General features: G+C 67.5%; 25 protein-coding genes. 11 read left to right on the forward strand and 14 right to left on the reverse strand.

The genetic code is table 11. The features are described 5' to 3' along the window. Nucleotides 1-528, forward strand: coding sequence for a GNAT family N-acetyltransferase (locus ACFXI3_RS34315; protein WP_378405266.1), 528 nt, complete (start codon nt 1-3; stop codon nt 526-528). Here ACFXI3_RS34315 and ACFXI3_RS34320 read toward each other — a convergent pair. After that, nucleotides 501-1286: a Scr1 family TA system antitoxin-like transcriptional regulator gene (locus ACFXI3_RS34320; RefSeq protein ID WP_378405268.1), complete on the reverse strand. Its 786-nt coding sequence runs from the start codon at nt 1284-1286 to the stop codon at nt 501-503. The two genes, ACFXI3_RS34315 and ACFXI3_RS34320, sit on opposite strands and share 28 nt — an antisense overlap. A 30-nt stretch (nt 1287-1316) precedes the next feature. Next, nucleotides 1317-1580, reverse strand: a complete 264-nt coding sequence (locus tag ACFXI3_RS34325; protein ID WP_344270881.1) for a hypothetical protein — start codon at nt 1578-1580, stop codon at nt 1317-1319. Nucleotides 1581-1764: 184 nt separating this feature from the next. Between ACFXI3_RS34325 and ACFXI3_RS34330 the strand changes: the two genes are divergently transcribed. The 3 genes from ACFXI3_RS34330 to ACFXI3_RS34340 are packed head-to-tail and all read left to right on the forward strand — an operon-like array spanning nt 1765 to nt 3746. Further along, nucleotides 1765-3219: a helix-turn-helix domain-containing protein gene (locus tag ACFXI3_RS34330; protein WP_378405270.1), complete on the forward strand. Its 1455-nt coding sequence runs from the start codon at nt 1765-1767 to the stop codon at nt 3217-3219. 18 nt (nt 3220-3237) lie between these two features. Beyond that, nucleotides 3238-3609: a hypothetical protein gene (locus tag ACFXI3_RS34335; RefSeq protein ID WP_344270875.1), complete on the forward strand. Its 372-nt coding sequence runs from the start codon at nt 3238-3240 to the stop codon at nt 3607-3609. Further along, a complete protein-coding gene (locus ACFXI3_RS34340) occupies nt 3606-3746 on the forward strand; it encodes a hypothetical protein (protein ID WP_344270872.1) in 141 nt (46 codons plus the stop codon). The genes ACFXI3_RS34335 and ACFXI3_RS34340 overlap by 4 nt, the downstream gene beginning before the upstream one ends. Here ACFXI3_RS34340 and ACFXI3_RS34345 read toward each other — a convergent pair. Genes ACFXI3_RS34345 through ACFXI3_RS34360 form a run of 4 tightly spaced genes read right to left on the reverse strand, consistent with a single transcriptional unit; the run spans nt 3743 to nt 7111 of the window. Further along, complete coding sequence (locus ACFXI3_RS34345) at nt 3743-4633, reverse strand: ABC transporter substrate-binding protein (RefSeq protein WP_344270870.1); 891 nt, start codon at nt 4631-4633, stop codon at nt 3743-3745. The two genes, ACFXI3_RS34340 and ACFXI3_RS34345, sit on opposite strands and share 4 nt — an antisense overlap. Beyond that, a complete protein-coding gene (locus ACFXI3_RS34350; RefSeq protein ID WP_344270867.1) occupies nt 4630-5334 on the reverse strand; it encodes an ABC transporter permease subunit in 705 nt (234 codons plus the stop codon). Before ACFXI3_RS34350 ends, ACFXI3_RS34345 begins: the two co-directional genes overlap by 4 nt. Next, nucleotides 5331-6023, reverse strand: a complete 693-nt coding sequence (locus tag ACFXI3_RS34355; RefSeq protein ID WP_344270864.1) for an ABC transporter permease subunit — start codon at nt 6021-6023, stop codon at nt 5331-5333. Before ACFXI3_RS34355 ends, ACFXI3_RS34350 begins: the two co-directional genes overlap by 4 nt. Continuing rightward, nucleotides 6023-7111: an ATP-binding cassette domain-containing protein gene (locus ACFXI3_RS34360; protein WP_344270861.1), complete on the reverse strand. Its 1089-nt coding sequence runs from the start codon at nt 7109-7111 to the stop codon at nt 6023-6025. The genes ACFXI3_RS34355 and ACFXI3_RS34360 overlap by 1 nt, the downstream gene beginning before the upstream one ends. A 96-nt stretch (nt 7112-7207) precedes the next feature. On the opposite strand from ACFXI3_RS34360, the gene ACFXI3_RS34365 reads away from it, so the two are divergent. Both ACFXI3_RS34365 and ACFXI3_RS34370 read left to right on the forward strand, forming a co-directional pair. Then, nucleotides 7208-8632 carry a bis-aminopropyl spermidine synthase family protein gene (locus ACFXI3_RS34365; RefSeq protein WP_378405273.1) on the forward strand — a complete coding sequence of 475 codons (1425 nt, stop codon included), beginning with the start codon at nt 7208-7210 and terminating at the stop codon, nt 8630-8632. Nucleotides 8633-8789: 157 nt separating this feature from the next. Continuing rightward, nucleotides 8790-10043: an ATP-binding protein gene (locus tag ACFXI3_RS34370; RefSeq protein WP_378405275.1), complete on the forward strand. Its 1254-nt coding sequence runs from the start codon at nt 8790-8792 to the stop codon at nt 10041-10043. 7 nt (nt 10044-10050) lie between these two features. Here ACFXI3_RS34370 and ACFXI3_RS34375 read toward each other — a convergent pair whose 3' ends face one another. Both ACFXI3_RS34375 and ACFXI3_RS34380 read right to left on the reverse strand, forming a co-directional pair. Further along, nucleotides 10051-10920: a TIGR03620 family F420-dependent LLM class oxidoreductase gene (locus tag ACFXI3_RS34375; RefSeq protein WP_378405277.1), complete on the reverse strand. Its 870-nt coding sequence runs from the start codon at nt 10918-10920 to the stop codon at nt 10051-10053. Nucleotides 10921-11023: 103 nt separating this feature from the next. Beyond that, entirely contained in the window at nt 11024-12205 is a 1182-nt protein-coding gene (locus tag ACFXI3_RS34380) for an NADP-dependent malic enzyme (RefSeq protein ID WP_116202557.1), read from the reverse strand. 371 nt (nt 12206-12576) lie between these two features. Between ACFXI3_RS34380 and ACFXI3_RS34385 the strand changes: the two genes are divergently transcribed. After that, nucleotides 12577-13185 (forward strand): dTDP-4-dehydrorhamnose 3,5-epimerase family protein, encoded by a 609-nt coding sequence (locus tag ACFXI3_RS34385; protein ID WP_378405279.1) that lies wholly within the window; start codon nt 12577-12579, stop codon nt 13183-13185. On the opposite strand, the gene ACFXI3_RS34390 is transcribed toward ACFXI3_RS34385, so the two are convergent. Then, complete coding sequence (locus tag ACFXI3_RS34390) at nt 13182-14804, reverse strand: GMC oxidoreductase (protein WP_378405281.1); 1623 nt, start codon at nt 14802-14804, stop codon at nt 13182-13184. The genes ACFXI3_RS34385 and ACFXI3_RS34390 overlap by 4 nt on opposite strands. Nucleotides 14805-14928: 124 nt before the next feature. Continuing rightward, nucleotides 14929-15405, reverse strand: coding sequence for a hotdog fold domain-containing protein (locus ACFXI3_RS34395; RefSeq protein ID WP_344270842.1), 477 nt, complete (start codon nt 15403-15405; stop codon nt 14929-14931). 86 nt (nt 15406-15491) lie between these two features. On the opposite strand from ACFXI3_RS34395, the gene ACFXI3_RS34400 reads away from it, so the two are divergent. Together ACFXI3_RS34400 and ACFXI3_RS34405 are read left to right on the forward strand one after the other, a co-directional pair. Beyond that, on the forward strand, nt 15492-16082 hold the full coding sequence (locus tag ACFXI3_RS34400; RefSeq protein WP_344270839.1) for an acid phosphatase: 591 nt from the start codon (nt 15492-15494) through the stop codon (nt 16080-16082). A gap of 1 nt (nt 16083) precedes the next feature. Beyond that, nucleotides 16084-16566 carry a GNAT family N-acetyltransferase gene (locus tag ACFXI3_RS34405; RefSeq protein ID WP_009082938.1) on the forward strand — a complete coding sequence of 161 codons (483 nt, stop codon included), beginning with the start codon at nt 16084-16086 and terminating at the stop codon, nt 16564-16566. A gap of 52 nt (nt 16567-16618) precedes the next feature. Here ACFXI3_RS34405 and ACFXI3_RS34410 read toward each other — a convergent pair whose 3' ends face one another. After that, on the reverse strand, nt 16619-18190 hold the full coding sequence (locus ACFXI3_RS34410) for an alpha/beta hydrolase (RefSeq protein ID WP_378405284.1): 1572 nt from the start codon (nt 18188-18190) through the stop codon (nt 16619-16621). Nucleotides 18191-18310: 120 nt separating this feature from the next. Beyond that, a complete protein-coding gene (locus ACFXI3_RS34415) occupies nt 18311-18793 on the reverse strand; it encodes a hypothetical protein (RefSeq protein WP_344270832.1) in 483 nt (160 codons plus the stop codon). A gap of 355 nt (nt 18794-19148) precedes the next feature. Between ACFXI3_RS34415 and ACFXI3_RS34420 the strand changes: the two genes are divergently transcribed. Together ACFXI3_RS34420 and ACFXI3_RS34425 are read left to right on the forward strand one after the other, a co-directional pair. After that, nucleotides 19149-20075 (forward strand): diacylglycerol/lipid kinase family protein, encoded by a 927-nt coding sequence (locus tag ACFXI3_RS34420; protein ID WP_378405286.1) that lies wholly within the window; start codon nt 19149-19151, stop codon nt 20073-20075. A gap of 271 nt (nt 20076-20346) precedes the next feature. After that, on the forward strand, nt 20347-20601 hold the full coding sequence (locus tag ACFXI3_RS34425; RefSeq protein WP_009082948.1) for a WhiB family transcriptional regulator: 255 nt from the start codon (nt 20347-20349) through the stop codon (nt 20599-20601). Nucleotides 20602-21046: 445 nt separating this feature from the next. On the opposite strand, the gene ACFXI3_RS34430 is transcribed toward ACFXI3_RS34425, so the two are convergent. Further along, nucleotides 21047-22006 carry a GNAT family N-acetyltransferase gene (locus ACFXI3_RS34430; protein ID WP_378405288.1) on the reverse strand — a complete coding sequence of 320 codons (960 nt, stop codon included), beginning with the start codon at nt 22004-22006 and terminating at the stop codon, nt 21047-21049. 44 nt (nt 22007-22050) lie between these two features. Continuing rightward, nucleotides 22051-23571, reverse strand: a complete 1521-nt coding sequence (locus ACFXI3_RS34435) for a sensor histidine kinase (protein WP_378405290.1) — start codon at nt 23569-23571, stop codon at nt 22051-22053. Nucleotides 23572-23667 lie beyond the last annotated feature (96 nt).

The raw sequence follows: 23667 nt of genomic DNA on the forward strand, positions 1-23667 counted from the left end.
ATGCAGATCCGCCAGTCGACCGCCGACGACGCACCCGCGATCCACGCCGTGCACACCGCCGCCTTCCGCGCCCATAACAAGGATGTCACCGGCGAAATCCCCGAGGCCAAGCTAGTCACCGAACTAACGACCGACGGCGATCTGCTCCCCGCCCTCTCGTTCGTCGCCCACCGCGACGGCGAGCTGATCGGCCACGCCTGCTCCAGCCCAGGCCACCTCGGAGACGATCCGGAATCCGCCATCGGTTTCGGCCCGCTGGGCGTCCTCCCCGACCACCAACGCAGCGGAGCGGGCTCAGCCCTGGTCCACGCGACGATCGGTGCGGCCAATGCCCTGGGGTACGGCCTGATCATCCTGCTGGGCGACCCGGGCTATTACTCCCGCTTCGGCTTCGTACTGGCCGAAACGCTCGGCATCACGCCCCCGGTGCCGGAATGGGCTCCGCACTTCCAGGCCCTCCGGCTGGCGGCGTACGCCCCGGAAAACCGAGGAGCGTTCCGCTACGCTGCGGCCTTCGACCGGCTTTGAGCCTTCCTGAGAAGGAATTCCACAGTCTCTTGCTCGCTCAGGGCCAGCCTGCGCAGTGACGCGACCACAGGCTGATGCCTGCCGTTCTCCTTATTCTCAAAGAGAAACGTGGCAGCGTCGTGGTGTTGGCAATGCACCACGGCCGCATTAGCCGTTCGATACAGGGTAAACGGCCCCGACAGTGCGGGATGCCAGCCGACGCTCGCCGGGACGACTCGCACTATGGGACCTTCTTCCGCAGCTGCGGTTTCAGCCAGGAAACAGATCTGGCGTCCCATCGTGTCCGAGCCACCCACCACAGTGGAGAGAGCGTTTTCTCCGACATAGGCTTCAGTCGGAGCCGAACAACCGTAGGGCACGGCGGATGCCGCGATGCGGCCATATTCAGCGGTTTGCAGTACGCGAGGGATGAGGAGCGGATGCCAGGCGATCACGGCGGCGGCCGTCCGCTCGAGCGACGAGACGATGTCGGCCACCGTTTGGCCGCTATCGGCAACCCAATTCGGCCCCAGGACACCACGCGCCAAGCCGAGCAATTCTTCTTTGCGCTGACCAGTAACCCCAAGCGCGCCTAGAAGACCGGCTACATCGTCCACGCTGGGCACTCGCAGCGCCTGCTCCCAGTTCGACAAGAGCGCGGCATTGATGCCAACCCGCCGCGCTAGCTCTCGCAACCCGAACCGCGCATCGACCCGCGCGCGACGCAGCGCGGTGCCAAGGGCTCTCGCACGCGGTGTCAGCGCACTCGTGCCTCGCATGTCGTCCTCTGGTTGTTGCCGGAAAAATTCTCAACGTCGACGAGGAGCCGAGTTCCCGGGAGGAACGACCCAGCCGAGCGACTGGCGATAAATCAGGTCGCAGTACGGGCACTGCCTGAGCGGACCGTTCGCGCTTCGCTGGTCGTAGCGTTCGAACGCCGCGAAGGCGATCAGCCCGCACAGCATGGTCACCGACTGCCCCGGTTCCGGGACCGCAGCCACGTCGGTCCGATGCCAGATGCGTCCGACAACCGGGTGAATATGTGCGAGATCCAGGTAAATCACTGCATCCATCCCAACCTCCGTCGTCGCTCGCCGGTGTCCTTGCCCAAGGTTCGCCGGGGCTGCCGACAGCGGCTATCGCGATCTTTCAGTGGAAAAAATGCGCGCGACGCATACGCGCCGCGCATATCGACTGTCTAGGCTGGTGACACACGGAGCCACAGACACTTCACACGAAGTAAGGACCGGGTACGAGATGGGGATACGCCCGACCGCGCAGCACTGTCGCTGCGGAGCGCGGCTGGCCGGAGATCACCGCGGCAGCCTGTGCTCGGCCTGCCGCGACCAGCGGCGGAACACGCTGGTCAGCGCCCCGAACGTACCGGTGGAATTCTGGCACACCGACCAGGTTCGGGAGGCGGTCGACGCCTGGCACATGGGCCGGGTCATCCAGGCCTACCGCTACCACCCGTGGCACGGTCGCCCGCTGTCACAGGGTGTGGTCGCGGGATGGTTCGGCCTCACGCAGCCGCAACTGAGCCGGATCGAGAACGGGCCGGCTCCGCAAGACCTCGCCACGCTCATACAGTGGGCTGGTGTTCTTCGAATCCCGGTCGACCTGTTGTGGTTCAAGGTGCCAACCGCCGGCCCAGACCCGGAGCCCGTGGTCGACGAAGGGCGAGACGACGTGAACCGTCGCGAAGTGTTGCGCCTGCTGAGCCTCGCCAGCAGCCTGCTCGCCCTACCCGCCGCGGATCAGCTTGATCTCGACCGGCTGGAGGCCGCCGGGTCCCGCCCGGCCAAGCTCGATCCGGGAACGCTCGACGAATACGGCAAGGTCAACGAGCGGCTCTGGCAGGCTTTCGCGCAATCCAAGTCCAAACGCCTGGCTTTCCCGGTGGTGCGCAGCCAGCTGTCCGTTCTCAACCAGGCACTGCACGAGCCGCAAACTCAGGCCGGGCGACGGCGGCTGTGCCAGCTCGCGGGAGACTTGTTCCAGCTCTGCGGCGAGATCTTCTTCGACAGCGACCAATACCCGGACGCGGCGCAGTGCTACTCCTTGGCCGCGAATGCCAGCAAGGAGGCGGAAGCCTTCGATCTATGGGCCTGTGCCCTGACCAGGCACGCCTTTCTTGGTGTCTACGAGCGCCGATTCACTGACGCGGCACCGCTTCTCAACGGCGCTGCCTTCCTCGCCAAACGCGGCGACTCCGGCCTTGCTACCCGGCCCTGGGTCGCTGCGGTGCAAGCACAGACCTATGCGGGGCTCGGCGACCTCACAGCATGCGAGCGCGCCCTCGACGCGGCCGAACAGGTCACGCACCTCAGCGGCCCAGCGCGCACGAGCGGCTGGCTGCGGTTCGAAGGTTCGCGGCTGGCCGAAGAACGCGGCCGCTGCTACGTCGAGCTGCGCCGCCCCGAACTAGCGGAAGTCGCGCTTGCCGACGCGCTCGACCGGACCGTTTCCGCCCGCAGGCGAGGAAGTCTTCTGGCTGACCTCGCCTTGGTCGGCGTACAGCGCCGAGACACCGACCAGCTCGTCATGTACGGCAACGCCGCTCTCGACGCCGCCCGGCAAACCGGCTCGGCCGGCTACGTGGGGCGGATGCTGCACAACCTCCGGCCGCAACTGAAGCCGTTCCTGGCAGACGGTCACGTCCGGCATCTCGACCAGCAAATCGTCCAGCTCAAGACCGTCTCGGTCGTCTGACCTGCAAGGAGCGCCATCGTGCCTGAGGAACCCGGCCGGATCTTCCGCGAAGCCTGGATTGCCGGCGTCAAGCGGCATTTCCCCGGCGAGCCCAAGCCTGGTTACGTCACGCCGTGGGAAGAAACGCCAGGATGGGAGCGAGCCAGCGCCGCCGCGGTCTACGCGCAGGTTCGTCAGTTCGTCGAGATTTCCGGTGGCAGCACTGCGAAACTGAGCCGCTCACAGAAGAGCCGCTTCGTGGCGTTGTGCTGGATCGCGCAGATTCACCAGCACATCCCGGACCCGAAGCCAGCGTATGTCGCGGACTGGGATCAGCTCCCGCAGTGGCAGCAGGAGACCGACGCGGACATTTTCGAGGCTATCGAGAAAGCAGTGATCCCCGAGCAGTGACAGAGGAAGAATACGTCGACAACCTCGAAGACGAACGCCGCCACTTCGCCTGGGTCATGCAGCACCGCGGCGAGCTCTACTGGACCAAGCACCCAGAGCTACTCAACCCACCACCCGAATACACCGCGCTCAGCTAAGACTTCAACCCATTCCGCCGCAAAAACTCCTCAGCGACGTCCTTGGCATTCCGCTTCTCATCCGTGTACTGCACGTTCAACTCAGTCAACTGCTCAGTGGTCAACGCCGCCGAAACCCGGTTCAACGCAGCCGTCTCGGCATCGTTCAGCGTCCCCCGCGACACCAACGGCACGATGTTCTGCGCCGGGAACATGTGCTTGTCATCCTCCAACGGCACAAACCCATTGGACGCAATAGTCGCCGACGTGCTGAACAAATCCGCTACCTGCACATCGCCCGACTTCAGCGCCGCCACCGTCACCGGGCCGCCGGTGTCCGTGGTGCGGATTTCCTTGAACTCGCACCCGTACAGTTGCTTGATCCGGTCCTTCCACCGACTGCTCCACTGCCCCGGCCCGCCCATCACCAGGTCCTTGCAGCGCGGTCCCAGGTCGGAGAACGTCTTCACCCCGGTGGCCGCGAGTTCCTTGCCCACCACGAGCAAATCCTTGTCCTGCGCGGGTGACTGCGCGAGAACTTCAAAGCCAGCCGGGATCTTCTGCTTCAGCTGCGCATAGACATCTTCCGAAGTGGTCGCCGGGGTGTTCTTGTCGAAATACCGAAGCAGGTTCCCCGAGTAATCCGGCACCACCGACAAAGACTTGTCTTGCAACGCTTTCACGACAACCTCGCGGCTGCCGACCGGCGGTCGGACCGTCACGTTGTGCGCGCCGACATTCCGCAGAGCTCCGGCGTAAATCTGCGCCAGCAAAGAGCTTTCCCCGACATCGGAAGCACCGATGATGATATCGCCGGTACTCCCGCCCTCACCGCCGCCGGACAGCGGGTTTCCGCATGCCGACGCCAGCAATGCCAAGCCGGCGACCAGGATCCCCCACCGTTTCACGCTGCTCCTCCCGCAGCCACTGCCCGGCCGGACGCCGCCTGTGCGGCCAGCCGGACCCCCTTGGGCACCAACGCCCGCTGCGCCGCGGCGAGCAGCAGGTCGACCACGATCGCCAGCAGGGCGGTGAGAATCGCGCCCGCGACGACCTCGGTGTAGTCCAAAATGGCCAGTCCGTCGAGCAGGAACCGGCCCAGGCCGCCGAGTCCGACGTACGCGGCCACCGCAGCGGTCGCGATCAGTTGCAGCACGGCGTTGCGGATTCCGCCCAGCACCAACGGAAGCGCGATCGGCACCTCGACTTGCCACAGCCGCTGCCAGCCGGTCATCCCGATGCCCTGCGCGGCGTCGACGACATCGTGTTCGGCCGCCTGCAGACCGGCGTACGTCCCGGCCAGCACCGGCGGGATCGCCAGCACTACCAGGCCGATGATCGTCGCCGTGGTGCTTTCGGTGAAGAGCAGGAACAGGAACGTGACGAGCCCGAGCGTCGGCAGCGCGCGGATCGCGTTGCCGACACCGACCAGCACGACCCCGCCGCGGCCGGTGTGGCCGACGAACAGTCCGATCGGGATCGCGATCACCAGCGCGATGACCAGCGCCAGCGCGATGTAGCCGACGTGCTGGGCCAGCCGGGCGAGAATGCCGCCCGAGCCCTGCCAGTTCGCGGCGGTGGTGAACCAGGTGAAAACGTCGCCGATCATCCCGCCACCTCCGCGGCCGGCGCGCGACCCGCTCTCTCCCAGGGCGTCAACAGATTGCGCAGCACCACCAGCAGCAGGTCGACGATCAGCGCGAGCAGCATCGTCAGCACGATCCCGACCACGATCGGCGAAAAGTATTCCCGCTGGAATCCGTCGGTGAACAGCACGCCCAGCGCTCCGGTCCCGATCAGCGCACCGACGCTGACCAGGCTGATATTGCTCACCGACGCCACCCGGACCCCGGCCGCGAGCACCGGCACCGAGAGCGGAAGTTCGACGCTGAAGAACCGGCGCGGCTCGCGATACCCGATCGCCGTGGCCGCCGCGACGATGTGCGGCGGCACGGCTTCCAGCGCGTCGAGCACCGGACGAACCAGCAGCGCGGTGGTGTAGATCGTCAGCGCGACGATCACGTTGACGCTGTCGAGAATCTTCGTGCCGATAATGCCGGGAATCACCACGAAAAGCGCCAGCGACGGAATCGTGTACAGCAGATTCCCCACTACCAGCAGCACACTGCGCGCGGGCCGCCAGCGATGCCCGAGCCAGCCGAGCAGGATCGCCAGCACGATGCCCGCGACCAGCGGCACCAGCGCGAGATAGATGTTCTCGAGGAGATTGGAGAGGATCTCGTCGCGGTTGTTGGCGCTCGAAAGGTACCGGCCGAGTTCGCCGAAGAAGTCGCCCATCAGGACGCCTGCGGGGAGGCCTCGATTACATCCAAGACCTGGTGCGCGACCACCGTCCCGAGCACGCGGTTCTCCTCGTCCACGACGACGCCGAGGCTGGCGGGCGACGACAGCGCCGCGTCGAGCGCTCCGCGGATCGGCGTGCCCTGCACGTACAGCGATCCGCCTGCCACGAGGTCGGTTTCCGCCAGCGGACCGTCCACAGTGGATCCTGGCGGCAGCCACCCGCGCGGCTGCTTCTCGTCGTTCACCGCGAGCAGCCAGCCCTCCGACAGACCGTCGACCTTGCTGCCGAGATCGATCGTGCGAGCCGGCGACACCTCGACGCCGCTCGCCGGAAGGAACGAAAGCCCGCGATACCCACGATCGCGGCCGACGAACGACGCGACGAAGTCGTCCACCGGATGCCGCAGCACCTCAGCCGGAGTGCCGTACTGCGCGAGCTTCCCGCCGACGCGCATCACCGCGACCTTGTCGCCGAGCCGCACAGCCTCGTCGATGTCGTGCGTGACGAACACGATTGTCTTGCCCAGCTGGGATTGCAGCCGCAGCAGCTCGTCCTGCAGCCCTTCGCGAACCACCGGGTCAACCGCCGAAAACGGCTCGTCCATCAACAACACCGGCGAATCGGCCGCGAGCGCACGGGCCACGCCGACACGCTGCTGCTGCCCACCGGACAGCTGCGCCGGATACCGCTTCCCCAGTTCCGTCGGGAGCCCGACCGTCTCCAGCAGCTCACCCGCGCGAGCGCGCGCTTTGCGTTTGTCCCATCCGGACAGCAGCGGCACGGTGGCGATGTTGTCGAGCACTGTCCGGTGTGGAAACAGACCGGCGTGCTGGATCACATAACCGATGCCGCGGCGCAGCACCGCCGGGTCGCCTTCGCTGACGTCCTTGCCGTCCAGCAGCACCGCGCCCGAGGTGGGCTCGACCATCCGGTTGATCATCCGCAGCGAGGTGGTCTTGCCGCAACCGGAGGGTCCGACGAACACCGTGATCGTGCCGTCTTCCACGGTGAGCGAGAGGCCGTCGACCGCGACCGTGCCGTCCGGATAGCGTTTGACGACGTCTCGGAATTCGATGGTCACAGACTTCTCCCCACGTCCGGTGCAGAGTCCGACGGTAGCCCACTCGCGCGGCCTTGGCAGCCCGTCCCGCAGGGTGGCCGACTAGTCTGGGACCCCGTGACCGCCCTAGACGACGTCCTCGCCGCACACGGCGCCGCCGTCCGCCCGCTCTACGAAGTGCTAGGCCTGCTGCGCAGCGGCTCGTACGAACTGCCCGACCTAGTGCGGCTCACCGCCGCCCCGCGCCGAAGCGTCGAAGACCTTCTCGCGGCGCTGGAACCGGACCTGGAGCGCTCCCCCGCCGGCGTCCGAATCGCCCCCGACTCGCGCCCCTCCTACGCCGCTTACTCCCTGCCTCCTTTGCCCGACCCCCTCGACGCCGCAGTCGCGGACCAGCCCGCCCTGCTCACCATGCTGGCCGAACGAATCGCCGCCGTCCCGCCGCCGCTGGCCGCCCTGGACCACGTGCAAGCGACCCCCGAGACGGTGCTGCGCCGCGCATTGTGGCTGAACTCTCGCTACGACCTCCGCCGCAGCAAGGTCCTGTTCCTGGGCGACCACGACCTGACTTCCCTTGCCGTGCGCGCAGTGTGCCCGGACGCCGAACTGTCCGTAGTGGACCTGGACGAACGCGTCCTGTCCTACCTGGACACCACCGGCGAACGCACCATCTTCACCGCCCACGCCGACCTGCGCGTCGGCCTGCCCCCGGCTCTCACTGGCAAAGCAGACCTAGTCTTCAGCGATCCGCCCTATACCCCCGAAGGCATGGGCCTCTTCGCCGCACGAGCAGTGCAAGCTTTGAAGGAACCCACCGAAGGCCGAATCCTGCTGGCCTACGGCTACAGCCCGCGCCACCCCGCCCTAGGCGCACAGGTACAACGCTCGCTCGCCACCCTGGGCCTGACCTTCGAAGCGATCCTCCCGGACTTCAACCGCTACACCGGCGCACAAGCAATCGGCAGCGCAGCGGACCTTTACGTCTGCCAACCCACCGCGAAGGCCAAGAAATCGTTCGCCCGCAAGGGAAGCTCCGCGATCTACACCCACGGCCCGCAGTCAGTAGAATCGGCCGCCACCAAACCGGGTCTCCTAGCAGCCGCCCGAGAAATCGCCTCCGAAGGCGGCCTCGCCCTGGAAACCCGCCCAGTCGGCTGGGCCACGTCCGGCCCCGAGGGCGACGCCGTCGCGATGGACCTCTCCGCTGATCCAGGCCCCTGGCTCCTGCGCACCCTGCTGGGCACCAACGCCCGCCGCCTCGCCCTGCTGGTACCGAACAACCACCCCGACCTCGCAGACGCCGCCGCCCAAGCAGCCCTGACCTCGCTAGTGGCGGACAAGTATCGGCTGCGCCTGCTCCGCAGCACCCCAGACAACCGCCACGCCATCGTCGCCGCAGACGTCGTGGACCACCCGTCCGACCTGCTGACCCGCGCCCACGCGAGGCTGGCGAACGCCGCACTGAACGTCCCCGAGGACCTAGCGGACCTACGCCTGGTAGACGTCCCCCGACACCGCCTGGCAGAACTACTCCCCGGCTAACGTCGCGCGCGTCGCCGAGCGGCCAGATTGAAGCGGGCCGAGCGGCTGGATTGAAGATCCCACTGCGGCCAGATTGCAGTCACCCTAGCGGCCAGATTGAAGATCAACTCCTTAGATAAGCTGAGTTTAGGCACTTCACCTGCTAGAATAACTGACTGTGACCGCAGGAATCGACCTACTCGGCAGGCGCGCACAGACCTTGGTCGCTGAGGCGCTCGGCGACACCCGAGTCGTCTTGATCAACGGTGCGCGCCAGGCAGGCAAGAGCACGCTCGCGCGCATGATCGCGAACGATTCGTCCGTCGAGGTTCGCAATCTCGACCATCCTCAGGATCTGGCGGCAGCACATGCTGACCCAAGCGGGTTCGTCGACTTTGACAGGCTGATGGTCATCGACGAGATCCAGCGAGCGCCGGAGCTCTTCCTGCCGATCAAGGCCGCAGTCGACGCAGACCCTCGCCCGGGCCGCTACCTGCTCACCGGTTCGTCACAGATCCTTGCCCTTCGAGGACTCCCTGACACGTTGCCGGGCCGCAGCGAAACCATCGAGCTATGGCCGCTGTCGCAAGGCGAGATCGATGGCACTCGAGACGACTTCGTCGACGCCGCGTTCACGCTGGGCCCTGATCTTTACCACCGCTCCGAACTCAGCCGTCGAGACTATGCCGACCGAGCGGTCCGAGGAGGATTCCCCGAGGCAGTCCGGCGAACCGAACCGCGCCGGCGTGCTCGCTTCTTCCAGTCCTATCTCGAGGACTTGATCACCCGGGACATCCGGCAGCTGGGCGAGATTGAAAAGCTCACCCAACTGCGCGCGCTGCTGCGGCTCGTCGCAGGCCGGAACGCCGGATTGCTCGTGCCGAACTCGCTCGGGAACGATGCCGGCCTGACTTATCACACCACCCAACGATATCTCAGCTTGCTCGAAGAGATCTTCTTGATCAAACGAATCCCCGCGTGGTCCCGCACCATCACAGCACGCACGGTCGACACTCCCAAGGTCGCGTTCGTGGACACCGGGATCGCGGCGGATCTCGTGCAAGCCGAACCCGCCGCCCTCATCCGTCCGGGCGGCGAATTCGGTTCCCTCCTCGAAGGATTCGTCCTCATGGAACTCGCCAGGCAGCTTACGTGGTCCGATAATCGGGCCGAGTTGTACCACTACCGGACAAAAGACAAAGTCGAAGTGGACGCCGTCCTCGAAAACCCGCGTGGCCAGGTAGTCGCCATCGAAGTCAAGGCAGCCACCACCGTGACATCCGGCGACTTCCGCGGCCTCCGCCATCTCGAACAACGGCTCGGGGACGACTTCCTAGCCGGCTATGTGCTCCATACCGGACCCGACACGCTTCCATTCGGAGCGAAATTCCGCGCACTGCCTATCAGCGCGCTATGGCAGCTCGCAGTTTGACCCACTTCTAAAACAACCCCTCCGCCAACTCCCGATAAACCCCCATCACCTCATCGTCGTAAACCTGCAACCGCACCCCAGGCAACCCAGGATGCGTCTGGTACTTCTCCGTAATCACCTGCACCACAACATGATCCGCCCCAGCCGCCCGATGCTCCCCCAACCGCGCGACAACCGCGGAAACGTCCCCCACCGCCACGAGATCGCCAATCAACCGATCAGACCCAGCCAAATCCTCCTCCGAATACCCCAACCGCCGCAAATTGCTCACATAATTAACCAACCCCAAATAAGGATTCCGAACCCGCCCCCGAGCCGCCTCTAGACCCCGAACCACATCCGAATCCACCACCACCTTCTGCTCCGGCGCGACAAACCCAGCAGAACCCACCGTCTCCCGAGCCACCCGAGTATGCGAAGGCGGAACCAAATACGGCACCACCCCACCAGCCCGCTCAGCAGCCAGCTCCAACATCCGAGGCCCTAACGCAGCGAGCACCCGCCCGGAAACCGGCACCCCACCCGCATCCAGCACATCAAGAAACCGCCGAACAGCATCCATCGGCCGCTCATACCCCGCCGACTGCTCCCGATGCCCGACCCCGATCCCGAGCACAAACCGCCCGGGAAACCTCGAAGCCACCCGCTGATACGAGCGAGCCAGCACCGCCGGATCCCCCGACCACACATTGACGATGCTCGACCCCACTACCAACGACTCGGTAGCCGCCAGCAGCTCGTCAATCCCGGCCAGATCCACCCCAGGACCGCCGAGCCACAGCCCGGAATACCCCAACTGCTCGATCTCGGCAGCCATCGCCGGAGTCGTCAACGCCCCGACCTGCCAAACGCCGTATCCGCGCAATCCGATCTTCATGAAACCCACCGTGCCGACCAAAAAATGGACCAGCAAGTCCAAAAAGCGGGCAAAAAGAAAGGCTCCCCGGCAACCAAGACCGAGGAGCCCTCCCCACAAGCAATCAGCCAGTCACGCCGTCCTGCTCAGCAGCCTTGGCCACCGCAGCAGCAACCTCCGGCGCGACCCGAGGATCCAGCGGACTCGGCACAATCCGATCCCGCCCAAGATCATCCGAAGCCACCGCCACGATCGCCTCCGCGGCAGCCAGCTTCATGTTCTCCGTGATCGCCCGAGCCCCAGCATCCAACGCACCGCGGAACACCCCGGGGAACGCCAGCACGTTGTTGATCTGGTTCGGGAAGTCACTACGCCCAGTGGCGACAATCGCCGCGTGCTGCGCGGCAACCGCCGGATGCACCTCCGGGTCCGGATTGGACAGCGCGAACACGATCGAGTCATCCGCCATCGTCGACAGCAGCGAGGGATCGATCGTCGCGCCGGACAACCCGAGGAACACATCGGCCCCGCGCAACGCCTCGGCCAACCCGCCGGTCAGCCCGGCCTTGTTCGTGGTCTCCACCAGCTGCCGCTTGATCGGGTTCAGATCCTCGCGTCCCGCGTGGACGATGCCGCGCGAATCAAGCACCGTCACGTCCGCGACGCCGGCCGCGAGCAGGATCTTCGCGCAGGCCACCCCAGCCGCGCCGGCCCCGGACACCACGACCCGCTCGCCGGCGATGTCGCGGTCGAGCACCAGGTTCGCCCCGCGCAGCGCGGCGAGGGTGACGATCGCCGTGCCGTGCTGGTCGTCGTGCATGACCGGGCAGTCGAGCGCTTCCTTCAGCTTGTCTTCCAGCTCGAAGCAGCGCGGCGCGGAAATGTCTTCGAGGTTGACCGCGCCGAACGACGGGCGCAGCCGGACCAGGGTCTCGACGATCTCGTCGACGTCGGTGGTGTCGAGCACCAGCGGGATCGAGTCCAGCCCGCCGAAGGTCTTGAAGAGGACCGATTTGCCCTCCATGACCGGCAGCGAAGCGCTCGCGCCGATGTCCCCGAGGCCGAGCACCGCGGTGCCGTCGCTGACCACTGCCACGAGCCGGTCCGCCCAGGTGTACCGCTTCGCCTTGGCCGCGTCCTCGGCGATCGCGCGGCTCACCTTCGCCACGCCGGGCGTGTAGGCGATCGAGAGGTCGCGCGGGTCGGAGATCGGCCGGGTCGCCGCCACGGAGAGCTTGCCGCCCTCGTGCCCGGTGAAGATCTCGGCGTCGGTCACGGCCGCGACGGTGCTGGCCTGGTCGGTCATCGGGGTTCCTGTCGTGGGAATGACGGAAGCGGGCGGATGGGTCTGGGTCATCGAACGTACTCCTGGGACTGCGAGCGGGGGACCACCTGGTCGACGGGCGAACACGCCCGTCGCGTGTGGGAACTCGTCCTCCGGACGGCAGCCCAGCGCGGTAGCGCCGGCCTGTCGGCGAGGCGTCTGCACGGCCATCCGATCCGTGGGGTGTGGCGATGGCCGCCGACGCTGCGGTTCGTCAATCATGACAGGCCCCCGGTCGCACCCGACCCCTCGGTGCGGCTCATGTCACAGATTCGCGATTCCCAAGACGTCCGTCCGGTTTCGGAAGCAGTTCCGTTCCGCCTCCGGAAATCGCACTCGATATGGTGACGGCCATGGACTTCCGCCCGCTCAAGGTCCCCGACGCTTTCGAGTTCGTCCCGCGCGTGTTCCCGGACGAACGCGGGCTGTTCGTCGCGCCGTTCCAGGAGGAGGCGATCGTCCGCGCGGCCGGGCACCCGCTGCGGGTCGCGCAGACGAACCACAGCGTTTCCCGCGCGGGCTCGATCCGCGGCGTGCACTTCGCCGACACCCCGCCGGGACAGGCGAAGTACGTCTACTGCCCGAGCGGTTCGCTGCTGGACGTGGTGGTGGACCTGCGCGTCGGCTCGCCGACATTCGGCGAGTGGGACTCGGCACGGCTCGACTCGGCCGAATTCCGCGCGGTGTACGTGGCGGAAGGAATCGGGCACGCCTTCATCGCGCTGGAAGACAACACCGTGATGGCCTATCTCTGCTCGGAGCCGTACAACCCGGCGGGCGAGCACGGCATCAACCCGCTCGACCCGGCGCTGGACCTGCCGTGGCCCGCCGGACTGGCGCCCATTGTGTCCGAAAAGGACAAAGCAGCGCCGACCCTGGCCGAAGCGCTCGACCAGGGCCTGCTGCCCTCGTACGCGGATTGCGTGGCGTACTACGAAAAGCTGCGGTCAGCGCACCGCTAGGCGCGCACGCCGTCCTCGGCGATGACCCGTTCGATATTGCGCTCGGCCAGCGCGGTGATCGTCACGAACGGGTTCACGCCGGTGCTGCCGGGAATCAGCGAACCGTCCATCACGTACAGGTTCCGGTAGCCCTTCACGCGCCCGTAGTTGTCGGTCGCGTCGCCGAGCACCAATCCGCCGAGCGGGTGGTAGGTGAAACGGTTCTCGAACGCCCGCGTGTCGCCGAAGAGGTCGTAGCGGTAGATCGTGGAGTTCGCCTTGTTGATCCGGTCGAACAACGATTTCGCCGCGTCGATCGACGGCTGCCCCTGGTCCGGCGTCCACTGCAGTTTCGCCGAATCGCTGGCGGCGTCGTAGGCGAAGTGGCCGCGTTCGGGGTTCTTGGTGATCGCCAGGTACAGGCTCGCCCACGTCTCGAGCCCGGCGGGCACCGGCGCGATCTCGGCGAACACCGGATGCGTCGGGTTGTCCCAGTCGTCGATGCCGAGCGCGGGCATCCCGGCTTCGAGGCTGCCGGTCGTGTCCCACACGTGGTTCGCGCGGCCGAGCATCACGTTGCCGTTGGTGCCCCAGCCCTGGCCGACGGCCTCGGACAGCCGCGGCAGCCGTCCGGTGTCGCGGGCACGCACCAGCAGTTCGGTCGAGCCGAGGCTGCCCGCGCCGAGGAAGAGGTACTTCGTGGTCAGATGCTTGGTGGCGAGCACGTTGCCGAGCGCGTCGGACTCGCGCACGACGAGCGTGTACGTGCCATCCTGCTGCTGAATGATCTCGCGGACCTCGCTCAGCGTCTGGATCGTCACGTGCCCGGTGCCGAGCGCGGCGGCGAGATACGTCTTGTCCAGCGAGCGTTTGCCGTGGTTGTTGCCGTAGATGACCTCGGACGCGAGCGCCGAACGCTCGACAGTGCCGGCCTCTTCCTGCTTCATGTAGTCGAAGTCGTAGACGCTCGGCACGAACGTGGTCTTCAGCCCGGTTTTCTGCGCGGCTTTCCGGGAAACGCGGGCGAACTGATACGACTTGCAGGTCTCGAACCAGTCCTCGTCGATGTGGTTCACGCCGAGGCCCGCGTTGGCGCGCGGGTAGTACTTGCCGTACATCTCGTCGGCGTCCACCTGCGGCAGGATTTCCTCGAAGTACGAACGCTTCGGCTGCACCGCCATCGCGCCGTTCACCAGCGATCCGCCGCCGACGCCGCGCCCGACGTACACCGACATCCCGCCGTAGTTCACCCGGTCCAGCACCCCGGCGTACGGATCGATGTCGTGGTTCGCGATGTCCAGCCACAGGAACGACGCGAGCGGCGCTTCAGTGCGCTTCTTGAACCACATCGACCGCCGGTCCGGCTTCAGCATGTCGCAGAAGACCTTGCCGTCCGGGCCCGCTTCGTTCCACAGCTGGCCCATTTCGAGCATCACCGTGGGCACGCCCGCCTCGCCGAGCCGCAGCGCGGTGACCGCCGCGCCGTACCCGGTGCCGATCACCACCGCGGGCGAGTAGTCCGGCAGCGGCGCGACGGTGGCCGCGCGCGCGGTCGTCGCCGAAATGCTGGTCAGTCCGAGGGCCGCGGCGGAGTTCAGCGCGGCGAGGCCGAGGAATCGGCGACGGTTGAGGGAGGCCATGTCCGGCATGCTGACGTGGCGCGGAGCACCCTGGCAAGGCTAAAACGAACACTATTCGCATTTGCCCAGTAAACGGTGTTAAGTTTCACTCGGCCGGGGTAACGGGACGTACAGGTTTCGCCGGTCAGGCGGCTTTCCGGGGCGTGACCCACACCGTGATCGTCGCGGTGACCACCTCAGTCCCGCGGGAGTCCACGATCCGCACCGGAACCGGAAGATCGAATCCCTCGGAGCCGAACTCGGGGATCTCCGGCAATTCGGCGATCGCCCGCAGCCCGGTTTCGGCTTTCGCGACGTAACTCACTTCCATGCCCTTGGGCAGCCACCGGTGCGTGGCCGGGACGGTGGCCTCGGCCAGCATGCCCATCGCGATCTCGGCGAGGTTGCAGGCGGCGATCGCGTGGAAGGTCCGGATGTGGTTGTGCACACCCCACCACTTCGGCGCGGTCACCGAACAGTGCCCCGGACGGATCTCCCTGATGCTCGGCAGGACGGTGCCGAAGTAGGGCACGCGCAAGCACATCGCGGCGGAAAACAGCTGCTTGCCACCGGGTTTTGCGGCCAGCTTGCGCCACAGCCCGTACGTCGACGGCGTACCCATCAGTCCTCCCGAAGTGAAGTTACTCATCAGTAGCGAAGCACACGACGAGCCTGCCGGGCAAACCCGCCCCGGCTATATTCGGCCGCGTGGCACATCGGCTCTTTCTTCTCCGGCACGGCCAGACCGAATGGTCGTCGAACGGCAAGCACACCGGACGCACCGACATCCCGCTGACCCCGGCGGGCGAGGACCAGGCGCGCGCGGCGGGCGGCACCCTGCGAACCCTGCTCGGCGGGCCGGGGCTGGTGCTTTCCAGCCCGCGCGGCCGCGCGCTGCGCACGGCGGAACTCGCCGGCCTGCGCGTGGACGAGGTCACCGAGGACCTGGCCGAGTGGGACTACGGCGACTACGAAGGCGTCACCACGCCGGAGATCCGCGAGACGGTCCCGGACTGGACCGTCTGGACCCGCCCGATCCCCGGCGGCGAAAGCGCGCAGGACGTACAGGCGCGCGCGGACAAGGTGCTCGACCGGGCCCGGCGCGAAATCGAGAACGGCGACGTGGTCCTGGTCGGACACGGGCACTTCAGCCGCGTGCTCGTCGCGCGCTGGCTCGGCCTGCCCGGCACCTCGGGTGTCCACTTCGGACTGGACCCGGCCGGTCTCGCGGTGCTCGGCGACGAGCGCGGCGAACCGCAGATCGAGCACCTGAACCTGCTGCCCGCCTTGGAGGGATGAAGTGACCGACCCCCGCGTACGGCGGATCCGGCCGGAAGACGTCGACGCCGTCGTGGAGCTCGTCTACGCGCTGGCCGAGTACGAACGCGCCCCGCAGGAATGCCATCTCACGTCCGAGCAGTTGCACGGCGCGCTGTTCGGCGAGGCCCCGGCGCTGTTCGGCCACGTGGCCGAGGTGGACGGCGAGATCGCCGGATTCACCTTGTGGTTCTTGAACTTCTCCACCTGGCGCGGCACGCACGGGATCTACCTGGAAGACCTGTACGTCCGCGAGGAACAGCGCGGTTCGGGCCTCGGCAAGGTGCTGCTGGCGACGCTGGCCGCGGAGTGCGTGGACAAGGGCTACCACCGGCTGGAGTGGTCGGTGCTCAACTGGAACCCGGCGGTCGGGTTCTACCGGGCGCTCGGGGCATTGCCGCAGGACGAGTGGTCGGTGTACCGGCTGACGGACGAGCCGTTGAAGGTGCTCGCCAAAGAAGCGTGAGACTCGTGAGTGCCTACGCCGGTTCTCACCGGCATAGGCACTCACGAGCCACCTACGGCAACGGCAGCCCCGGCAGGCTCTGGTCCGCCGGAACCACGCCGTCGACCAGATACTCGTCGACCACCTTGTCCACGGCCTTGTTGCCGCCGATCCCGTAAATCCCGTGGTCGCCTTCCCCGGTGACAGTCAGCATCCGCGAGTTCTGGAACGCGGCGTGCGCCTTCCGCGCGCCTTCGATCGGCGTGGCCGGGTCGTGCTCGGACTGGACGATCACCACCGGCGGCACGCCCTTGCCGTTCAGCACCGGCATCGGCCGCGGCTGGCCCGGCCAGAAGGCGCAGACCTGGAGCCCCATCCACAGCGAACTGTGCAGCGTCACGCCCTGGTCGAGGTATTTCTGCGACCGGCGGATCAGCGACTGCCGGTTGCCCGTCCACGGCCCGTCATTGCACAAGGTGGTGATCAGCGTCGCCGCCATGGCGTCATCGGAACCGGCCGTCGTGTCCAGCGGACCGGCGTTCTTCTTCTCCGACAATGTCTTGCCGAGCGCCGTGCGGGCCTCGTCCTTGGCTTGCGCCGAGGACCGCGCGTCGGTCAGCGTCTTGACCTTGACCAGCGTCGAGGCGATCAGCGGGAACTGGCTCTTGGCCTTCAGCGCGCCGACGAGGAACGAGTCCAGCGCGACCGCGCCGATCTTCGTGCCGTTCGGCTCGACCGGCTCGCGGGTCAGCGCGTACCGGACGCTCTCGTAGGTTTGCCGGGCCGCCTCTCCGCTCGTGCCGAAGTGGTACTTGGCGTCGTAGCGTGCTAGCCACGGCAGGAAGTCCTGCCGCCAGCGGCGTTCGTAGCCCTCCGGCTGATAGTCGAACGACTGCTGCCAGGAGCCGGTGAACTGGGTCGAGGAGTCCAGCACGAACCGGCCGGTGTGCCGCGGGAACTGCTGGGCGTAGTGCGCGCCGAGCCAGGTGCCCGCCGAGTACCCGATCCAGTTGATCCGGTCCCGGCCGAGCAGGGTGCGCAGCAGGTCGAGGTCCCGGACGTTCTGGAAGGTGCTGATCAGCTCCCCCAGCTCGCCCGCGGCCTGGTGGCAAGCGATCGCCGTGTACCGGGTCGCGTCGACGATCTGGTTCAGGTTGCGCGGATCCCGGTTACGCGGGTCGAGATCGGCGCCGGTGCCGAACGCACCGCCGCAGGTGACGTTGGTGCTGCGGCCGGTGCCCCGGGTGTCGATGCCGATGATCTCCTGGTGCTGCCGCAGCTTTTCCTGGCCGCGCAGCGTGACCGGGAACCAGCGCCCGGCGCCGCCGGGGCCGCCCGGGTTGGTGAGCACCGACGCCGTGGTGGGGCCGGTGGACTTGAGCCTGCTGATCGCGATGGTCAGCTCCTGCCCGTCGTCCGGGCGGTCCCAGTCTCGCGGCGTGCGGTAGCTGGAGCATTCGAGCCCCGAGATGTCGGTGCCCGGCGGCAGATCGGCCAGCTCGCCCGGCGCGCAGGCGTGCCAGTCCAGCGTTTGAGCGGTGTAGCGGGCCGGGCTCTCCGCGGTGCCCGCCGCCGCCGGCATCGCTCCGGCGAGCAGCCCGCACACGACCGCTGTGCTGGTCACGACGAGACGCAGTCTCCTCATGGGTTCCCCTCTTCGGAATTCGGATGAATTCGGTTGCGCAGTACCGATTCCATCGCCGGAGAGGGGTCACGACCAGTGTCGCCGCGTCACCTGCTCGCTATGACGTGACGTCACTGTCGCTCAATCCTGTTCGCGACGCTCCCGCTCGGCCCGCCGTCCCGCGAGGCCGCCGCGTTCGGCCGCCTCTTCCTCGGTCTCGTCGTCGTGCATTCCGAGCGCCCACGCCCGCGACGGACGGCGGAACAGCAGCACCAGAGCCGCCAGCCCGAACAGCCCGATCGGCACGCCCCACAGCGGCTGTCCGGACGGCCCGAGCAGGTACCAGCCGACCCCGATCACCAGCAGCGCCACGACGACGCCCGGCGAACGCGCCCACGTCTGTCCGAGCAGCAGCCCGACCGACGCGGCGAGGAAGATCAGCGCCAGCACCGCGTAGGTGCCGAACTCGGCCCACACGTTGTTGCCCGGGATCGGCGGGTTCCGCAGCCCGTGCACCAGCAGCACCACGCCGAAGACCAGCAGGCCCAGCCCGGGCAGCCCGGTCAGGACGCCGGCGAGGCGGACCTCGAGCGGGGTGGGCGGCGGGTTCTCGGGATGCGACACGGGCGCGGCCCTTTCAGCTGCTGTGCGGGAACTTTCGCGGGAACTTGCCGGGGCACAGCCACCCGACCAGCGCGAGTCACCGTGCGTGAGCACTACCGATCGTATGCCACCCGGTCGGCCGTTTTCCGGGGCGGCGGCCGAAGAGAAAATCGGGGTAGTCGTCGATGAGCGGGCGGTCGGCCCGGGTGCACTTGTCACGACGCGCGGAGTTTTCGCCGTCTGCAGAGGAGGACCGCCCGCCACAGGGTCGCCACAGGTCACCGAGCCGGGACGGCGCGCGCGAGCGGCTGAGCTTCGCGTCACCTTGTGGCGCTGGAGGTACGTCCGCCGGGCGAAAAACACCTACCCTGCGGTAGTGCGCGCCATCCTCGTCGTGAACCCCCAGGCCACCTCGACCACCGCGGGTGGCCGGGACGTGCTGGCGCACGCGCTGGCCAGCCAGGTCAAGCTGGACGTCGTCGAAACCGACTACCGCGGGCACGCGCTCGCGGTGGCCCGTTCGGCGGCCCGCGACGGCTACGACCTGGTGGTGGCGCACGGCGGCGACGGCACGGTCAACGAGGTCGTCAACGGCCTGCTCGCCGATTCCGCGGGCGCTCCCGGACGCTCCGGGTCCGTCCCGATGCTCGGCGTCGTGCCGGGCGGCTCGGCCAACGTGTTCGCGCGCGCGGCCGGACTGCCCGCCGATCCGGTCGAGGCGACCCACCAACTGCTCACCGCGCTGGAAACCGAGCGGACCCGGCGGATCGGCCTCGGACTGGCCGACGGGCACTGGTTCACCTTCAACGCTGGGCTCGGCTGGGACGCCGACGTCGTCGGCCGCGTCGCGAAACGGCGCGGCAAGCAAACCAGCGCGAGCCTCTATCTGCGGGCCGCCGTCCGCTCCTACTTCCGTCCGCCGCTCGGACGGCCGGTGCTGACCGTCCGGATCCCCGGCGAGGAACCGGCCGAGGCGGTGACGGCCTTCGTGTCGAACACCGATCCGTGGACTTACCTCGGGGAACGCCCGGTCCACCTCAACTCCGGCTGCTCGTTCGAGACCGGATTGGGCCTGTTCGCGTTGAACGGTCTGCGATTGCCCACCGTGTTCACGCATGTACGGCAAGCTCTCCTCACGGAGAGCGATCAGCACGGCCGCCGTCTGCTCCGCCGCGACGATGTGCCTCTGATCCGCATCGACGCAGCTGAACCGGTCAACTTCCAGGTCGACGGGGACCTCGTCGGGCAACGCACCCGGGTTGAGTTCCAGAGCGTTCCGGATGCACTCACCGTAGTCGGATAGCCGAGCGACCGCTGATCGCCCGCGGCAAAGTGCGCCCTGCCGCTCGGCGACGCAAACCCTCCGTTCACCGCACCGGCCTTCCGGCGAGCGGAGCTTTTCAGAACGAAACCGCAGGTCAGAGGCATAGCTCGGCCGGGTGAGCTGACTCACCGATCTTGTCGAAACCCTTGTCGAACGCGGTGCTTCGTGAAAGCATTCACAAGCACCCAAAAACACGACCGCCACTACTGTGGCGCGGCCCTCCCGCGTCACTGTGAAGGAGCTCACGAACATGGACTGGCGCCACGACGCGGCCTGCCGAGACGAGGACCCCGAGCTGTTCTTCCCGGTGGGAACCAGCGGTCCGGCTCTGTTGCAGGTCTCCGAGGCGAAGGCCGTGTGCCACCGCTGCCCCGCGGCTTCCGACTGCCTGGCCTGGGCTCTGGCCAGCGGCCAGGACGCCGGCGTCTGGGGCGGAATGAGCGAAGACGAGCGACGCGCGCTCAAGCGCCGCCGTACGCACATCGGCACGCGTACCACCGCCTGAGTCTTCACGACTCAGCTGCAGCACCCAGAATCGCAAGCACCACCACCTCGGACCGGACTTTCGCCCGGCGGGCATTCGCGTGCCCGTGCCGCACATGGCGACACATACCCGGTTCGAGCGTAACAACCGAGGTCGGCCACCCCGCATCCGGGTGCCGCCTCACCCAGGACTATCCAAGTCCTCCCGCGGAACGTTGAACGGGCCGGTACCGCCGAGCTTCACTGGTACCGGCCCTTCAACGCGTCTGGGGTCCGAGGCCAGGGACTTGAGCCGTGCGCTCGGCAGCCCGCAACGGACGCCGCACTCGCCTCAACATCCGGCCTGCGCGCTTGCTCTCGTCCGTGAGGGGAACCCTGAGGGACTCTGAGTCCCTCAGGGTTCCCCTCACGGACAGCACACTCGCATCGCCGCGCCGTTAATGCGTCTGGGGTCCGATGTGGACGAATCAGGCCTCGAGCGCCCAGCGCACGTAACGCATCTTGGGCGTGAACCCGGCGCGCTCGAAAACTCCGGGAGCGCCGGCCTCGCTCGCTGAATCGACGGTGAGGCTGGCTTGGTCGTAGCCGTTTTCGGCCGCGGCCCGCAACGCGTGCGCGACGACCGCGCCGGCAAGTCCCCGTTTCCGGTAGCCGGGAACCGTGCCGACCACCATGAAGTGCGCGTCGCGAATGCCGGACAGTTCGGTGTCGGCGGCCCAGGACAGGGTCAGCACGAGACTCGCCGGAGCGCCGGTTGCCTTGTCCCGCAGCAGAAAACTGATCTCGGGCTGGAGCACGTGGTTCGTGAACTTGTTCTGCCACGCGTCCGCGGACACCGGGGTCGCGCCCCAGTGGTCCTGATAGGACTCGTTGCGGGCGAGCCGGAAATCCTCGTCGAGTTCCCGCGTCCACTGTTCGGCCTGGAAACCCTCCGGGATCGGCGCTTCGCCGACCGTCCCGAGTGGATGTTCCATGCGCTGGAAATAGCGGGCGGGCGAAAAACCTTGCGCGCCAAAGAGTTCTTTCGTCCCGGCGATGTGCTCGGCCTTGTGGATGTCGACGGCGAGCTTCAGCGTCGGGTGGTGCAGTTCGTGCACCGTCTTCGCCCCGGCGATCCCCGCTTCCACGAGCGTGGTCCCGATTCCGCGCCTGCGGTACGCGGGATCGACGCCGCCGTCGAGGAACACGCGATGGGTTCCCTCGGCGTACCGCTTGTACCGGGTCTTCATGAAACCGACCATGCGATCGCCGTCGAACGCGGCGAGACTCGCGCGTTCGAGGTCGGTGTACGGGTCGATCAGCTCCTGGAGAGTGTCTTCCGCGGTGTAGTTCTCGCCGATCCGGTCGGCCGTTTCGATGGCGTTGAGCAGATCGGCCGAGGACTGGGCGTCCGCTTTCGTGAGCGGCCGCCACGTGAGGTCAGGCATGCGCCGGACAGTAATCCGGCGCGACCAGGCTGTCGCCGGGTTTTCTAGAGCCGCCGCGACAGCGGAATCCGCAGCGCCGCTTCAGTGCCCGGGACCCGGTTGCCCGCCTCGTCGGTCCGGACCTGGCGCAGCGAAAGGGACCCGCGCAGTTCCGATTCGACCAGCGTCCGCACGATCTGAAGGCCGAGCCCGTCGCTGCGCTCCAGCGAGAATCCGGACGGCAGCCCGCGGCCGTTGTCGCGGATCAGGATGTCCAGCCAGCGCGCCGACCGCTCCACGATCAGCTCGACCTTGCCCGGCCGTCCCTGCGGGAACGCGTGCTCGATCGCGTTCTGCACGAGTTCGGCCAGCACCATCACCAACGGCGTCGCGATCTCGGCCACGACCACGCCGAACGAGCCCTTGCGCGTCATGCCGACCTGCGATTCCGCGGTGGCGACCTCGCCGACCATCGGGAGCACGTTGTCGAGCAGCTTGTCCAGGTCCACGCGCTCGTCGACGGAGATCGACAGCGCCTCGTGCACCATCGCGATCGACGACACCCGCCGCACCGATTCGCCCAGCGCCAGCCGGGCCTCCTCGCTCGTGGTGCGCCGCGACTGCAGCCGCAGCAGCGCGGCGACGGTCTGCAGATTGTTCTTCACGCGGTGGTGGATCTCGCGGATCGTGGCGTCTTTAGACATCAGCGCGCGGTCGCGGCGCTTGACCTCGGTGACGTCGCGGACCAGCACCAACGCGCCCGCGGGCTGCCCTGCCGGACGCAGCGGCAGCGCGCGGAACAGCACGACCGCGCCGCGCTTCGAATCGGCCTCGGTACGGGTGGACGGCTTGCCGTCGAGGGCCTCGATGATCCGGTGCGAGACCTCGGTGGCGTCGAACGGGTCGCGGATCAGCGACCGGGTGAGCGGGGCCAGCCGCTGCCCGACGAGGTCCGATTCGTGGCCCATCCGGTGGTAGGCGGACAGGCCGTTGGGGCTGGCGAAGACGACGGTGCCGGCCTGGTCGAGCCGGACGAGACCGTCGCCGACGCGCGGGCTGGTGTGCGTGTCGGTCTGGTTGCCGCCGGCCGGCGGGAAGGTGCCGTCCACGATCATCTGGCACAGGTCGCCCGCGCTGCCGAGGTAGGCGATCTCCAGCGGGCTCGGCACGCGCGGCGCGGCGAGGTTGGTCTCGCGGCTCAGCACGGCGATCACCTCGCCGCCGAGGCTCACCGGCACCGCTTCGCGGCGCATCGGCAGGTCGCGGTACCAGTGCGGGTCTTCCTCGCGGCAGATCTTGACCTCGCGCATGGCCTTGGCCAGCTGCGGATGCTCGTCCACGGTGAACCGGGTGCCGACGACGTCCTCGGGATGTGCGGTGGGCGCGGTGGTGGGCCGAGCGTGCGCGACGCACACGAAATCGCCGCCGTCGGGCTGGTGTTCGGCGGAAACCGGAACCCAGAGCAGGAAATCGGCAAACGAAAGGTCGGCCAGCAGCTGCCACTCCGCGACGACGGTCTGCAGGTGGTCGGCCGCTTCGCCGGGGAGGCCGGTGTTCTCGGCGAGCAGGTCGGAAAGGGTCGACACGGCTACCGGCCGCCCTCGAATGCGGTGAGTTCGTTCATGCCTGCGCACCTCCTGAGTCCATCCAACCAGAGCGTACGGCGGGTGCCGCCGAGGTGT

The sequence above is a fragment of the Amycolatopsis sp. NPDC059235 genome, from assembly GCF_042754125.1.
Taxonomy (GTDB): Bacteria; Actinomycetota; Actinomycetes; order Mycobacteriales; family Pseudonocardiaceae; genus Amycolatopsis; species Amycolatopsis albidoflava.